The following is a 14,150-nucleotide window of genomic DNA, read 5'->3' as shown; positions in this document are numbered from 1 at the left end:
TTCCATTGGTAGATCAAAATGGGAGGGAAAGTTCCCTTTTGATCCGGTCTTCGTAAATCAGACATTGGTAAGGATAAAGAAGCTTTCTCATAATCTTCTTTTACATGTCAGGAAAACAGTATTAAAAGGAGAAATCTCATGAATGCAACAAAAAAAGCCTGGGTCAATTTGATCTTATTGGCAGTTACATTGGTTATCAATACACTGGGAGCGTTGGGCTTAATTAATGGCCTTTCGCAAAAGGAAATTTCGGATACCTACCTTACCCTGATCACACCGAGTCCTTCCACTTTCAGCATCTGGAGTGTGATTTATTCTTTGTTAATCATTTCCGTTATTATTATGCTTGTAAAAAAGAACGATCCTTATTTCCAAAAAGCCTTAAATCAGATTTCTGTTCTTTTCTGGATTTCTTGTTTATTGAATATTGCATGGATTGTTTCTTTCTCTTATGAATTAGTTGAGTTATCAGTTCTGTTTATATTGGGGTTTGTTATCACGTTATCAATCATATGCCAAAAGTTACTGACAATTCAGGACGGAAAGCAGTGGCTGTTGCCTTTGACATTCGGAATATATACCGGTTGGTTATTTATTGCAAACGTGGTTAATATTTCAGCTGCATTCGTAAAACAAGAATGGGATGGCTTCGGAATTGCCAAATCGACCTGGGCAGTTGCAATTCTATTAATCGCAATCGTGTTGTTAATTCTTGTGCTCTTGAAAATCCGCAATGCCGCTTTTCCGCTTCCTGTTTCCTGGGCATATTTTGGAATTTATCAATTCCTAAAAGCGCCTGAAGGTTTTAACGGCGAATATAACCTGCTGCAAACAATTGCTCTTGTTGGAATGATCCTTTTACTGTTGATTGCTGTCGTACAGTTGATTCGAAATCGGTTTTCTGTGATCCCTGTTGTAGAAAAATGACCTGTATCCAATAAAATTAAATCCCTTTCAATCATAGGCATTTTTTGAATTAAAAAACCTTGGCAGCTAATTCATGAGCCAAGGTTTTTTATGCCTTATAAAAAAACAGATGCAGAATTACAAATCAGTTTTTTGCGCTATTCATTAAGCATGGATTTCTTCTATGGCAAGCGTTCCAGTCGAATTGTTTTCGATTTGAGCACAGTTTTTTTTATGAATCGATTCGGTGCCAGCTTCAACGGCAGTGGTGTAGTACCAGATTTTGTAATCGATCTTGTCAAGGTATTTTTGAAGTTCAGCCATTTTTTTCTCGAGTTCATCCTTTTGTTTCAGGAACATATCCAGCCGTTTCTGCAGTGTGCTGTCACCCTCCATGCACCAACTGATGAATTCGCCAATCTCTTTGATAGGCATTCCAGTACCTTTCAGGCATTCAATGAGAGCCAGCCATTCAAAATCACTTTCTTTGAATTCTCGAATCCCGTTTGCATTTCGATCGATAAAAGGCAACAAGCCCTCTTTTTCATAATATCTGAGTGTATAGGGCGTTGTATTCATCCGTTTTGCAGCTTCGCTGATGGAATAGTTCATTCGAATGCCTCAATCAAATTATTCTAAAATTTGCTTTCGATTTCTTTAATACGATCATACAGGAATTGGTTGACTGGCGTTGGAATGCCGCATTCTTTTCCAAGTCGGATCACTGTTCCGGCAAATAGATCAACCTCTGTTTTACGATGAGCTAATGTATCCTGCCGCATGGATGGCATGGCATCCGGACTCATTGGTGCAAGGACATCATTTACCCAGTACTGGATATCAGCTTCAGTGAGATCGATTCCTTTGTAATTTGCGATTGCTTTGACTTCTCTCATAGCAGCGAGGAATTTATCTCTGGCTTCCCCTTCTTTTTGCGTTTCCCGATATGTTGTTTCGTAAGCAGTAACCACCTGATTGACGCCGACATTGAGCATCCATTTGCTCCACATCTTTTTGATCATGTCTTTCGGCATTCCATGAGCGATTCCAGCTTTCGTGAAGAATTCATCCACAGCTTTAACTTTGTCCGAATATGATCCATCTGCTTCACCGAATTCAATTCGGCCAGGGAGATGATACGTCAGTTGATTCCCTGTTTTCACAGCATCCATTCCTTGAGCGACACTGTAGAGGATCTTGTCCATTCCATAGGTCTTTCCGATGATTTCTTCGCTGACGATACCATTTAGCAGAGATAAAATGATCGTATTATCTCCAATCTGGTTCCTGGCTGTCTTGATTGCACTGTTCAATTGCAGGTATTTAACTGTAAATATCACAAGATCAGCCGGTTCACAAGGTGCATCTGAATCCATATAGAGGAAATCGCATTTTTCTCCATTGGAAAACACACCTTCTCTTTGATAGCGTTCAATTCGATCTTTGTCTGCGACAAATCGAACAGCTTCTTTTCCGAGGTGATCGGTGATGATTTTTCCGAAAAGGTTTCCTAAAACACCATGGCCAATAATTGAAACAGTTTTAATTTCCATCGTTATGATCCTTGTAAAAAATAGTAATCACTACATCATTCATTTTACTTTAGAAATATTTGTTTGGTTCAACAGGAGCAATTCGAAATATGAAAATACTTTTCAAAACCATCAAGAAAACTTGTCGTTCTTATGATTTCAGTCATCAGGAATATGGGGCAGTATTTCGAAAGATGCAAAAAATATATATGATGTTGTGTTGATTCTTGCGCTTTGTGTAAAAGATTTATTGGATGAATTATTCATGTAATGATCTGTCATTGCGATCATTGAGAAGCATTCTATTCTTGCATGCGGCAGGAGATTGATTCGTTCCTGCGGGACTCGCAATGACACAATGACAGAATTTATCCAAACCATTTGACTTGTTTTCTAATAACTTCATATAGAACATCATTCATTCAGGTACAAGCTTTTTTTTTGACAATATTTATTCGTTTCTCCTAATTTTTATTATTTCGAATTACTGTATGTCCTGATCGAAATGAATCATCATCGAAGATGCTTAATAAACTATGCCGAAAACAAACAGAGCGTGCGAATCATCAGCCGAAATCGTTAATACGCTCCGAAATCCGATTGAAAGGCCTGAAGCAGATCGTACTCCCAACGATTAATGGATTCCAGGCGACCGATAAAGAATCGTAACACAGGCGGTTCTTCAACCCATTTTAATCCTTGAATGAGGTCGCGATGATTGTAGAGCCAGGAAATACGATCCGCTAAAAATTCTAATTGCGACATCGTAAAAGTCCTTCTTGGGACAGCCAGTCGGAGAAGCTCCATGTCGGATTGTTCTTCTTCCCCATCAGCTTCCCGATCCATTGATAAACTGCCTCTTTCCATTCCGCGGCAGCCGGAAATGATATAGACTGCTGCTGCCAAAGCTCCGGCAGGATACTCATTCCAGGGGATATTTGGCAAGAATTTTGAAGCGTCAATATGACAGCCTAATCCCCCGGGAGGTGTTACAACGGGTACTCCGTACTCAATTAATCGGTTCGCAAAGAATCTGATAAACTCTGCGCCGCTGCCAGCGATATTGAGGTCAACCATTTCATACATCCCGACGGCGATCGATTCAATTTCTTTCGTTGACATTCCGCCATATGTAATAAATCCTTCATATACCGGTACATTGGGAAGAATTTCGTTAAATATCCTTTGATGATTCGTTGCAATCAGTCCTCCTCTTGCCATGGCGCTTTTTCTGGCTGACATGTAGACCATATCGACCTGTTCAATCATCTCACGAATAATTTCTTTGATTGTTTTATCCTCAAATCCTGGTTCTCTGGTTTTGATAAAATAAGCGTTTTCTGAGATCAGACTGCAATCCATTACCATCATAATGCCATATTCGTTAGCGATTTTCCTGACCTCCTTCAAGTTTTGCATAGAAAATGGTTGACCGCCTATTAAATTCGTTGTCGCTTCCATTCTGATCGAATTAATCCGCTCTTTGCCTAATTTTTCGATTGTTTTTCGGAGTTCCAGAACATCCATATTACCTTTGAAAGGACAATGGCTGTTGGTGATTCGTCCTTCATCACCGATCAACTCAATGACTTCCCCGCCGCATAGCCGGATATGTGCTTTTGTGGTAGTGAAATGGTAATTCGTAATGACATAGGTTCCGGGTTTTACAAAAACTTTTGCAATTAAATGTTCACAGGCTCGACCTTGATGTGCTGGAATTACATATTTCAAACCAAAAATATCTTGAACAGCTTCTTCCAATTTGTAAAAACTCTCTGATCCGGCATAAGCATCATCGGATAAAAGCATGGCGCTCTGCTGGTTATCGCTCATCGCATTGGTCCCGCTGTCAGTCAACATGTCCAGAAAAAGGTTGTGGCTTTTGAGAAGGAATGTATTGAAACCCGCTGATTGTATTGCTTCAATGCGTTCTTCTATGGCTGGCAAGAATGTCTGTTGAACAATTTTAATTTTGTGCATTTCCATCGGAATTACTTTGCCATTTGATAATTTCACTTCCATCATATCCTCCAAATTGGTTTTTATGTTTTTCCTGAGTTGAAATTCAGGTTGAATGACGAAAAGAAAATAAAAAAAAGCGATATCCGGAAGATATCGCTTTTTTTTATTTTTGACTGATGATTCTTACTTACGCGAAAAATCCGGCACAACGTTATTTCGTTTGCCGTAATAATAATAAGCGTAGGCAGAAAGAATTTGGAAATTCATAGTTGCAAATGATTTTAATGAGAAATCGTCAGATTGACAAGGGCTGAGTTTTCTCTTAACTAATCAACGCGATTTATAAAATTCTTATGAATCAACTGAGGAAATATCGTGATGTGCTGTTCTTGCTCTTAGGTTGCAAGAACAGTACATCATTTTATATATTTCTCTATTTATAAATTGCAGAAATTGAATTTTTCGAATCGATTTTTGAATGGAAATCTGATAAAATATTGGACTTGGAGTAAGAAAATGAAACTATTACTGCGAATAATAAAAATGACAGGCGGATATTGGAAATATCTTACGATTTCCATATTTTCGCTGATTATGCTAAATATACTGAACTTTACTACGCCTGCCCTTGTAAGAGAATTAACCTCGCGTCTGGAACAAAATACGCTGACTGAAAATTTTATCTGGTTACTCTCCGGAATACTTCTTTTGGCATATTTGTTGCGTTTCTTATTCAGTTTTCTCAGTAGTTATTTAAGTCACAAAGTGTCCTGGAATCTCGTGCCAGAGATCTATTGGAAGATGTATGATCATCTTCAAAAACTGTCGCTTCATTTTTACCATAATAAGCAGACTGGTGATTTGATGTCTCACATCATCAATGATGCCGATAAAGTCGAAACACTGATATCACATGCTCTCCCTGATATTTTCAGCAGTGTTTTCACAATCCTGATCATTGTGATCCTATTATTCTCCATCAATGTAAAATTAGCGATGGCAACCTGTATCCCGATTCCTTTTGTTATTGTCTTTGCGGTTAAATTTTCGAGCCGGATATCATCGATTTTTGTAAAAAGCCGGAAAGTAATGGGAGAAATCAACGCAATCCTGCAAGATAATCTCTCCGGAATCAAAGAAATCCAGGCTTTCGGGAAACAAAGAGAAGAATCCAAACGCGTTCATGAAATAACACGTAAATATGCAGCTTTAGAGGTGAACGCACTAAAGAATATTACGTTTTTCCGTCCGATGATTCAATTTTTTACATCGATCGGAACTGTTGTCGTGCTTGGGTACGGCGGCTGGATGGGGCTGCATGGGGAACTGCCAATATCAGATATTGTGGGTTTCATCCTGTATCTGAACCTTCTTTATGAACCTGTTACGACCATGTCTCGCACGTTGGAAGATTTCACACGTGCTTTTTCCGGGGCGATTCGTATCTTTGAGATTCTTGATTCCGAACCGGACATTGTGGATTTGCCGGATGCTGTTCCGATGGAAAAATGTGACGGAGGACTGACCTTCGAAAATGTATCCTTTCATTATTCTTTCGATTCACCTGTATTAAAAAATGTCAGTTTTCATGTTGAACCAGGAAAAATGTTGGCTCTGGTTGGTCCAACGGGTGTTGGAAAAACGACGATTATCTCATTAATAGAACGTTTCTATGATCCACAGGAAGGTCGTGTGTTGATAGACGGTCAGGACATTCGTAAGTATAAGATTGATTCGCTGCGAAAAAACATTTCAATGGTATTGCAGGATGTATTCTTGTTTCATGGCACCATTGAGGAGAATATTGCCTATGGAGCAGCGAATCCAAGTATTGAACAAATTATTGAAGCGGCAAAAATTGCCTCTGCGCATGAGTTTATTCAGGATATGCCTGAAGCATATAAAACGATGATCGGAGAACGTGGCGTTCGCTTGAGCGGTGGCCAGAAACAGCGCATAGCCATTGCAAGAGCTGTGCTGCGTAACAGTCCTATCCTGATTCTGGATGAAGCGACAGCTTCGGTTGATGTTCAAACCGAAAAGGAAATTCAAGATTCAATTCAAAAATTGGCTGGTACTCGAACTATCATTGTCATCGCGCATCGATTATCCACAGTCAAACGGGCAGATCAGATTCTTGTATTAGACCAGGGTGAAATTGTCGAAGTAGGAACGCACGATGAACTCAGCAAAACCGGCGGCTTATACGCAAGTTATTGTTCCGTACAGTTTCAAGCAGAAGAAATGGACTGAAATAACTGCTTCATCGAATAGCTCTTCTTATCACGGATTGTTTAAAAAAAGATGTGATTCTATTGAAAAACTTTATTGGTTTTTTAGCACACCTTTGGAAACCATCACGAGAAAATCTTGAACATTGGTCACGATGGATTTTGCTGTCAGGCTGCCGCGATCACTGAGTTTGTTCACTGCGAATTCCGAAATATCGATGGTATACATGAACAACGGTCTGATAATTCCATGATTGATTCGATAACATGGGGTCATATTTCCGGTCGCTATCGTATGCAGTTGTGTCGCCAGACAAATAATGGTTGTTGCTTTTCGAATCAAATTCCGCATGGCGTCCTGTCCATCATAAGTGTTCCCGATTACATCCGGAAGCGGACCATCATCGCGGATGGAACCAGTCAACACAAAAGGAATTCCATATCGATTGCATGAATAAATGATTCCGTTTCGAATCGATTCAGTCTGAATAAAATTAGCAATGGAACCGCTTTTTCGAACTTTATTAATGAGATCAAGGTGGTTATAATGCCCATTTTTCTGCGAAATTTGCGTATAGATGTTTTGACCAAGCGCAGTTCCAAATAATGCTGCTTCCAAATCGTGTGTAGCCAATGCATTTCCAGCTAAAAGCCCATCTACATAACCATTTTCGATTAATATTTCCATGGCTTTTCTGGAATCTGCATCAAAAGTGCATGCCGGCCCCATCACCCATAAAATATTTCCATTTTCTTTGTCAAAATTTAGTAATTCGTAGAGGGAATCATAATCTTTTGAAAAAGCAGTTTCTCGACTTCGTCCTGTTCGAAATGAAAAACGCTCTTTCCCCGTGTTTAATTCTTCAAAACCATCTTCATGAAGAAAAATTCCATCCTCTCCATGTTCAGTCCTGCCAATAACAACCATATCTCCTTTTTTCAGGTTTCGCGGTTCAATTACTTCCAGTTTCCCATTGTTGATTTTAATACAGCAATCCATTCTGCTTTCTTCAGCCAGCATCCATCTTTCGTTAATTTTAAAATATTCAGGAAAAATCGAGGTTGCGTGAAAGAAATCCGGTGCAATTCCATCCCATAAAACGGATTCGGTTTTTACATCAGGGGAATTTTGGAATTTTTCAAGCGAAAAATCCGGGGAGTGGTATTCCGGCAAATGAAATTTCATGATTTATTTCTCCGTGATATTAGTAGAATGATAAAGTAGAAAGACAAGAACCGTCGCTATAAAAGTTCGAACAATCCGTATCCACCATATGCGACAATTGCTGCACCGGCAAAATTCGAAAGGATGGCAGTCCAAAAAAATGTAAACAGACTGATTCGATACATGCCACTGGTGATACCCACAAATTTGGCTCCCACCCCCGGGATTACTCTGCCGAAGATTTGGAATACAGGGGAATCGATTGGCAATTTTTTTAAAAATTTCGGTAAGGTTACCTTTCGTTGTGTAAACTCAGTGATATCTGATACTTGACTTCCGATCAAATATTCAACAAAAGCTGCAGCAGTATTTCCGATTGTGACCATAAAAATTGTCCAAATTGGTCCACAAAGTCCGGATAAAACAATCGTGAATGGTTCCGAAGGAACGGGCGTTGCGCCTAAACACGCATACAGAAATACGCATAAAAAAATGCCCAAATATCGATGATTCTGGATAAATCTTTGAATTAAGGAATAATCTATTCTACTTGAAATCATGATCGCTATCAAAATCAGGGATACCAATATCAAGGCTTTTACCACTTTATTTTGTTTTATTTGGACCCATTTATTCACAAGTTTCCCTCTCTGAATCGAATCGTGATAACGTTCAGGAAAAAGATGGTTGATAAATTTGGAATATCGAATTCGATTAGAAATCTTCTTTACCGACGATGTGAACTCTGAGAAGGTTCGTGTTTCCACTGACTCCGATAGGTATGCCAGCCGTTAGAATGACAAGATCTCCGTCATTAAGATACCCTGATTTCTTACAGGCGTCAACAGCATGCTGAAAAAGTAATTTTGTTTCAGATTCTTCTGTAATTAAAATCGGTTTAATCCCCCAATTGAGGTTCATTTGGCGATAACTTACTTCGCTGGGTGTACAACTGAGAATGGGACATGCCGGGCGAAATCTGGAAATTTGACGTGCTGTTCTTCCTGTTTTCGTGACTGTAATAATGGCTTTTGCTCGTAAATCGATTGCGGACATACAAGTGGCATGGGATATGGCTTCAGAAATGGTTGATCCCCAGGTTTCAGTTTTAAGAAAGCGGGACTGATAATCAATGTCGTTTTCTGTCCGTTCGATAATTCGAATCATTGTATTTAAGGATTGAACGGGGTATTTGCCCGCAGCGGTCTCTCCGGACAACATAACAGCGCTGGTTCCATCGTAAATTGCGTTTGCAACATCTGTAGCTTCAGCTCGGGTAGGTCTTGGATTCTTCATCATGGAATCCAACATCTGGGTTGCGGTAATGACCTGTTTTCCGGCATTATATACTTTTTTAATAATTTTTTTCTGTATAACTGGGACATCTTCGATGGGTAGCTCAATCCCCATATCTCCACGGGCAATCATGACGCCATCCGCAGCTTTAATGATTTCATCGATATTCTTTACACCTAACCGATTTTCAATTTTTGCGATGATGGCAATCGAATTACAATGGAATTCTTCTAATATGGATCGAATTTTATGAATATCTTCCGCATTTCTCACAAAAGAAGCAGCAATAAAATCAAAGCCGTTCTGAATGGCAAAAATGATGTCTTCTCTGTCTGCCTGGCTGATGTATGGGATGGTTATATGTGTCCCAGGCACATTGACTCCCTTGTGATCCGAAATTGTCCCATCATTTTTTACGATGCAGGTGATGGTTGTATTGGTTTTATCGATTGTTTCCAACTCCACTAATCCGTCATCAATTAAAATTTTGTCGCCAATAGTGATGTCCTTAGGCAAATCTTTATAAGAGATCGATACTTCTTCATTGGATCCTTCCACGGTTTTGGTTGTCAGCTTAAATTTTTGTCCGGAAATTAGATTGATCTTACCTTCCTTAAAAGTACCGATTCTGATTTCAGGACCTTTCGTATCCAACAATGTGGAAATTGGCAATCCATACTTTTCACGCAATTTTACTAAAGCATCAAATCTTCTTTTGTGTTCCTCATGAGAACCATGCGAGAAGTTAAATCTGGCAGTATCCATGCCAGTCGTTATCAGTTTTTCCAATATTCCACCCTCATCTGTAGCAGGACCGAGTGTGCAAATGATTTTCGTTTTTCTCATATCAGCCTCTATAAAAAGGATGCTTTCTTAATATTAATTCTACTGTGAATATGGGAGAATTGATGCAATATTTCATTTATTCGAAGTATTGATTTACTATTTGAACCAACCAGGGAAAAATTTATTGTGATGTTTTTGCGCTTTGCTCTAAAAGCATCACAATATAAAAAGAGTCCTCCCCATCTTTTGATTTGTGTATATTCCATTAATTTGAAATAGAAACTTGTTGTTCAAGAGAGAGGGAAAATAGTATTTCTCTTTTTTCATAGACGGAATTCTAAAATTTTGAATTACTGTTTTTGAGAATCATTTCAAAACATGGTAAACTGAGAGGTATTAAAAGGCTGAATCATGACGATTAATTCTCGCAAAGACAACCATATTGCCGTCTGTTTGAATAAAAATGTTCAATCGGAATCTACGAACGGATTTGAAAAATACAGGCTTGTTCATAATGCACTGCCTGAGACAAATTTCGAAGATATCAAAACCGAGACAGTTTTTCTCAATCAAAAAATTGCTGCCCCTATATTAATTTCCTCGATAACCGGTGGAACAGAATCCGGAAATCGAATCAATCGATCTCTGCTGGAAGCAGCGAACACACTGAACATCCCATTTGCGATGGGATCAATGCGGATACTGCTTGAAGAAGATTCACACGGGATTTATGATAATCCAAGAAAATATGCTCCGAGTATTCCAGTTTTGGCAAATGTTGGGGCTGTTCAATTTAATTATGGGTTCTCCAGAGATCAATGTCTGCGGGCGATTGAATTAATTGAAGCAAATGCGCTGATTTTGCATCTGAATCCGCTACAGGAAGTGTTGCAATCCTCAAAAAACACAAATTTTTCTGGACTTTTAAAAAAAATTGACTATTTGTGCTCGAATTTTCCAGTGCCGATCATTGTAAAAGAAGTTGGATGGGGAATTTCTGACGTTGTGGCAAAAAATTTAATTGATGCAGGTGTCCAGATCATCGATGTAGCGGGAGCAGGAGGTACATCCTGGGCGAAAGTTGAAGCCGAAATATCCGGCACTGAAACTGCTGAGCAATTGGCATCCCCTTTTTTTAGCTGGGGTATTCCAACAGCTCAATGTATAGAACAAATTCACGCACGATTCCCAAATATTTCCCTGATTGCTTCAGGCGGTATCACTCATGGTGTTGATATCTGGAAAGCGTTACTATTAGGTGCCAAAATGATAGGAATTGCCGGTCCCTTATTAGCTCCGGCAAATGAAGGGCCGCAAGCTGTTGTGTCATTTTTAGAGATCCTTGTGCAACAATTGCGCATTGCAAAATTTTTAAGTCAAACAATTGTAAAAGAAAAAGATTATGATTGAAAAAATTAATATTGAGCTATTAAAATTCTTGTCTGAAAAAGAAATCCTTCATCACGATAAAACATTGAAAGAGATGATTTATTATTCGGTGGGATTTGATCCTGATGGAAATCTGATCGGTGGCGGAAAAAGATTACGCCCAATCATCTGTGGATTGGTCAGCGGTTCTTTGTGCGGGGATTGGGAAATTTCTCTCCCATTCGGCATCAGTCTGGAACTCTTGCATAACTTTACTTTAATCCATGACGATATTGAAGATCAGAGTGATACCCGTCATCGCTTGCCAACTTTGTGGAAAAAATGGGGCTTGCCACTTAGTTTAAATGCAGGGGATTTGTTATTCGCAATTGCGTATCAATCGATATTGGATGCAGCGACTTCTGAGCAAAAACCAAAGGCTATAAAGATTTTTAATCGTATTATCCAGAATCTTATATTAGGTCAGCATCGGGATATATCCTTTGAAAAACGGGATGTGATTAGCGAGGATGAGTATTTCTCCATGATTCATGGAAAAACCGTTTCATTATTTGGCGGATGTTGTGCATTTGGTGCGCTTGCAGCCGGTGCTGACGATCGAGTCCTTGAAGATTTTACGACAGTCGGAGAATACTTCGGCTATGCATTCCAAATACGGGATGATTTTCTCGGTATCTGGGGCGATACCGACGTGTTCGGGAAATCAGTATCAAGTGATATCACCAGTAAAAAAATGACACTCCCGATCGTTTACGGATTGGAAAAAGACTCAGATTTCAAGGAATTCTGGACAAATTATTCAGGCGATGAGTCCGAAGTACAAAAAGTAAATTCCTGGCTGAAAGAAATCGGTGCGGATAAATATACAGAAATGCGTTGCCAGTATTTTACTGATAAAGCAACTTGTTTATTACAAAGTTATACGATTCACGAAGAATACCAGAAAAAAATTTCCGAGCTCTTCACTTCTTTATTGGATCGAAAAATATGATTCAGAATACAACAGATAAGAATAATACAATTCGTGACGCTGTTGGAATTATCTTAGCAGCGATTGGAGAAGATTCAACACGGGAAGGATTAATTGGCACTCCCGATCGTGTTGAAAAAATGTTCCAGGAGATTTGCAGCGGATATCAGGCGGATTTGGTTAAAATTGTGAACGGAGCCGTTTTCCATGAAGCTGCTGAAGGCATGATTCTGATTCGGGACATCGAATTCTATAGTCTTTGCGAGCATCATTTAATGCCTTTTTTTGGAAAAGTACATGTTGCCTATATTCCAGATGGAAAGATAATCGGTTTGTCAAAAATCCCCCGTATCGTGGATATGTATGCCCGACGTCTTCAGGTTCAGGAACGTATGACTCACCAGATAATGGAAGCCATTCAATCCGTGTTGGCACCAAAGGGAATTGCTGTGGTAGTAGAGGCCAGCCATTTATGTGCCAGGATGCGTGGTGTAAAAAAAGAACAGGCAAAATTAGTAACCAGTCTATTTACTGGTGTTTTTGATTCAAATAATACTTTGCGCAATGAATTTTTTGAACGATTAAAAATGGATGTTTTGCTGTAATCAATCAGAATAAAAAAGATCGAAGAATTAACATTAATCGTATAATGTGGAAGATTCAATTCAAAACAGTTATTAAATCCCGTTTTTTTTGTTATTATTTCTCATTCTTTTTCATAGGGGCTTATTATGGATATTTTTGAAAAATGTTACGCTGATGACTATATCAAGGAAATGATTCGAAATGGTCAGTATCCTTATTTCCTTCCGTTGTCTGAAAATGAAGGCAATGTAGCAAGTTATAAGGGTAAAAAATTGATAATGTGTGGTTCGAATAATTATCTTGGGTTAACTACACATCCGAAAGTACGCGAAGCTGCCATTGAAGCCATCAGAAAATATGGAACAAGCTGTACTGGTTCTCGATACCTCAATGGTTCCATTGAATTACATGAAACGTTAGAGCATGAAATTGCTGACTTTGTTGGGAAAAAAGCTGCATTGGTATTTTCCACCGGTATGCAGGTCAATCTTGGGACGATCAGCGCATTAATTGGCAGGGGAGATTACGCAGTTCTGGATAAAGATTCACACGCAAGTATTTATGACGGTGTCAAATTGTCTTATGGAAAATTAGAACGATTTTCCCATAATGATATGGACCATCTTGAACGCGTTCTCCAATCTATTCCGGAAGATGCAGGAAAAATGATTATTGTGGATGGCCTTTTCAGTATGGAAGGAGATCTGGCTCCACTTGATCTTCTGGTACCGATTGCGAAGAGATATGGGGCACGGCTCATGGTCGATGACGCCCATGGAATCGGTGTAACCGGCGGAGGCCACGGAACATCGGCTCAATTTGGATTGACTGATGAAGTTGATTTAATTATGTCTACATTCAGCAAAAGTTTTGCCTCATTGGGCGGTTTTATCGCCGGTGATACTGATGTTGTACAATACATCAAACATCATGCCCGATCTATGATTTTCAGCGCAAGTATTCAGCCTGCCAGCACAGCTGCCGCATTAGCTGCGCTGAGAATTATGGTAGCTGAACCGGAATGGAATGCAAAACTGATCCACAATGGCGAGAAAATGCGCAAAGGATTCAGGGATCTTGGTTTTAACATCGGTAATTCTGTTACTCCTATTATTCCCATTTTGATCGGAGATAATGATAAAACCTTTGAAATGGCACAAGGTTTATTTGAAAATGGTGTGTTTGTGAATTCTGTTATTTCCCCTGCAACCCCTCCAGGAAGGCAGTTGTTGCGGACAAGTTATATGGCTACACATACCGAAGAACAATTGGATCAGGTGCTTGATACTTTTAAAGTAGTCGGGAAAAAAGTGGGTTTGATTTAAGAA

General features: G+C 39.2%; 12 protein-coding genes. 6 read left to right on the top strand and 6 right to left on the bottom strand.

The features are described 5' to 3' along the window. The first annotated feature begins 138 nt into the window (after window positions 1-138). Window positions 139-927 (top strand): tryptophan-rich sensory protein, encoded by a 789-nt coding sequence (locus tag ATC1_RS12385; RefSeq protein ID WP_062282704.1) that lies wholly within the window; start codon window positions 139-141, stop codon window positions 925-927. A 144-nt stretch (window positions 928-1,071) separates the two neighbouring features. Here ATC1_RS12385 and ATC1_RS12380 read toward each other — a convergent pair whose 3' ends face one another. The 3 genes from ATC1_RS12380 to ATC1_RS12365 form a co-directional block, all read right to left on the bottom strand. Further along, the gene (locus tag ATC1_RS12380; RefSeq protein ID WP_062282701.1) at window positions 1,072-1,518 is read right to left on the bottom strand and encodes a MerR family transcriptional regulator; all 447 of its coding nucleotides are present in this window, start codon (window positions 1,516-1,518) and stop codon (window positions 1,072-1,074) included. Window positions 1,519-1,541: 23 nt separating this feature from the next. Beyond that, on the bottom strand, window positions 1,542-2,459 hold the full coding sequence (locus ATC1_RS12375; RefSeq protein WP_062282698.1) for a ketopantoate reductase family protein: 918 nt from the start codon (window positions 2,457-2,459) through the stop codon (window positions 1,542-1,544). Between the two features lie 558 nt (window positions 2,460-3,017). Beyond that, the gene (locus ATC1_RS12365) at window positions 3,018-4,460 is read right to left on the bottom strand and encodes a tryptophanase (protein ID WP_236688135.1); all 1,443 of its coding nucleotides are present in this window, start codon (window positions 4,458-4,460) and stop codon (window positions 3,018-3,020) included. 456 nt (window positions 4,461-4,916) lie between these two features. Here ATC1_RS12365 and ATC1_RS12360 point away from each other — a divergent pair, with 456 nt between their 5' ends. Further along, window positions 4,917-6,653: an ABC transporter ATP-binding protein gene (locus tag ATC1_RS12360; protein WP_062282689.1), complete on the top strand. Its 1,737-nt coding sequence runs from the start codon at window positions 4,917-4,919 to the stop codon at window positions 6,651-6,653. A 72-nt stretch (window positions 6,654-6,725) separates the two neighbouring features. On the opposite strand, the gene ATC1_RS12355 is transcribed toward ATC1_RS12360, so the two are convergent. The 3 genes from ATC1_RS12355 to pyk all read right to left on the bottom strand — a co-directional run bounded on the left by ATC1_RS12355 (window position 6,726) and on the right by pyk (window position 9,938). Further along, a complete protein-coding gene (locus tag ATC1_RS12355) occupies window positions 6,726-7,817 on the bottom strand; it encodes a putative NPN-dependent ornithine cyclodeaminase (RefSeq protein ID WP_062282685.1) in 1,092 nt (363 codons plus the stop codon). 56 nt (window positions 7,818-7,873) lie between these two features. Next, a complete protein-coding gene (locus ATC1_RS12350; protein WP_152024315.1) occupies window positions 7,874-8,356 on the bottom strand; it encodes a VTT domain-containing protein in 483 nt (160 codons plus the stop codon). Between the two features lie 154 nt (window positions 8,357-8,510). Further along, the gene (pyk, locus tag ATC1_RS12345) at window positions 8,511-9,938 is read right to left on the bottom strand and encodes a pyruvate kinase (protein ID WP_062282677.1); all 1,428 of its coding nucleotides are present in this window, start codon (window positions 9,936-9,938) and stop codon (window positions 8,511-8,513) included. Between the two features lie 351 nt (window positions 9,939-10,289). Between pyk and fni the strand changes: the two genes are divergently transcribed. The 4 genes from fni (at window position 10,290) to ATC1_RS12325 (ending at window position 14,147) form a co-directional block, all read left to right on the top strand. Continuing rightward, window positions 10,290-11,288 carry a type 2 isopentenyl-diphosphate Delta-isomerase gene (fni, locus tag ATC1_RS12340; protein WP_062282673.1) on the top strand — a complete coding sequence of 333 codons (999 nt, stop codon included), beginning with the start codon at window positions 10,290-10,292 and terminating at the stop codon, window positions 11,286-11,288. Then, window positions 11,281-12,258 (top strand): polyprenyl synthetase family protein, encoded by a 978-nt coding sequence (locus ATC1_RS12335; protein ID WP_062282670.1) that lies wholly within the window; start codon window positions 11,281-11,283, stop codon window positions 12,256-12,258. The genes fni and ATC1_RS12335 overlap by 8 nt, the downstream gene beginning before the upstream one ends. A gap of 29 nt (window positions 12,259-12,287) precedes the next feature. Next, a complete protein-coding gene (gene folE / locus ATC1_RS12330; protein ID WP_062284142.1) occupies window positions 12,288-12,842 on the top strand; it encodes a GTP cyclohydrolase I FolE in 555 nt (184 codons plus the stop codon). A gap of 126 nt (window positions 12,843-12,968) precedes the next feature. Next, window positions 12,969-14,147, top strand: a complete 1,179-nt coding sequence (locus tag ATC1_RS12325; RefSeq protein ID WP_062282666.1) for an aminotransferase class I/II-fold pyridoxal phosphate-dependent enzyme — start codon at window positions 12,969-12,971, stop codon at window positions 14,145-14,147. Window positions 14,148-14,150: the final 3 nt, after the last annotated feature.

It is taken from the genome of Flexilinea flocculi, from assembly GCF_001192795.1.
Classification (GTDB): Bacteria; Chloroflexota; Anaerolineae; order Anaerolineales; family Anaerolineaceae; genus Flexilinea; species Flexilinea flocculi.
Note: the sequence above shows the minus strand (reverse complement) of the source record. Positions and strands in the feature narration are given on the sequence as shown.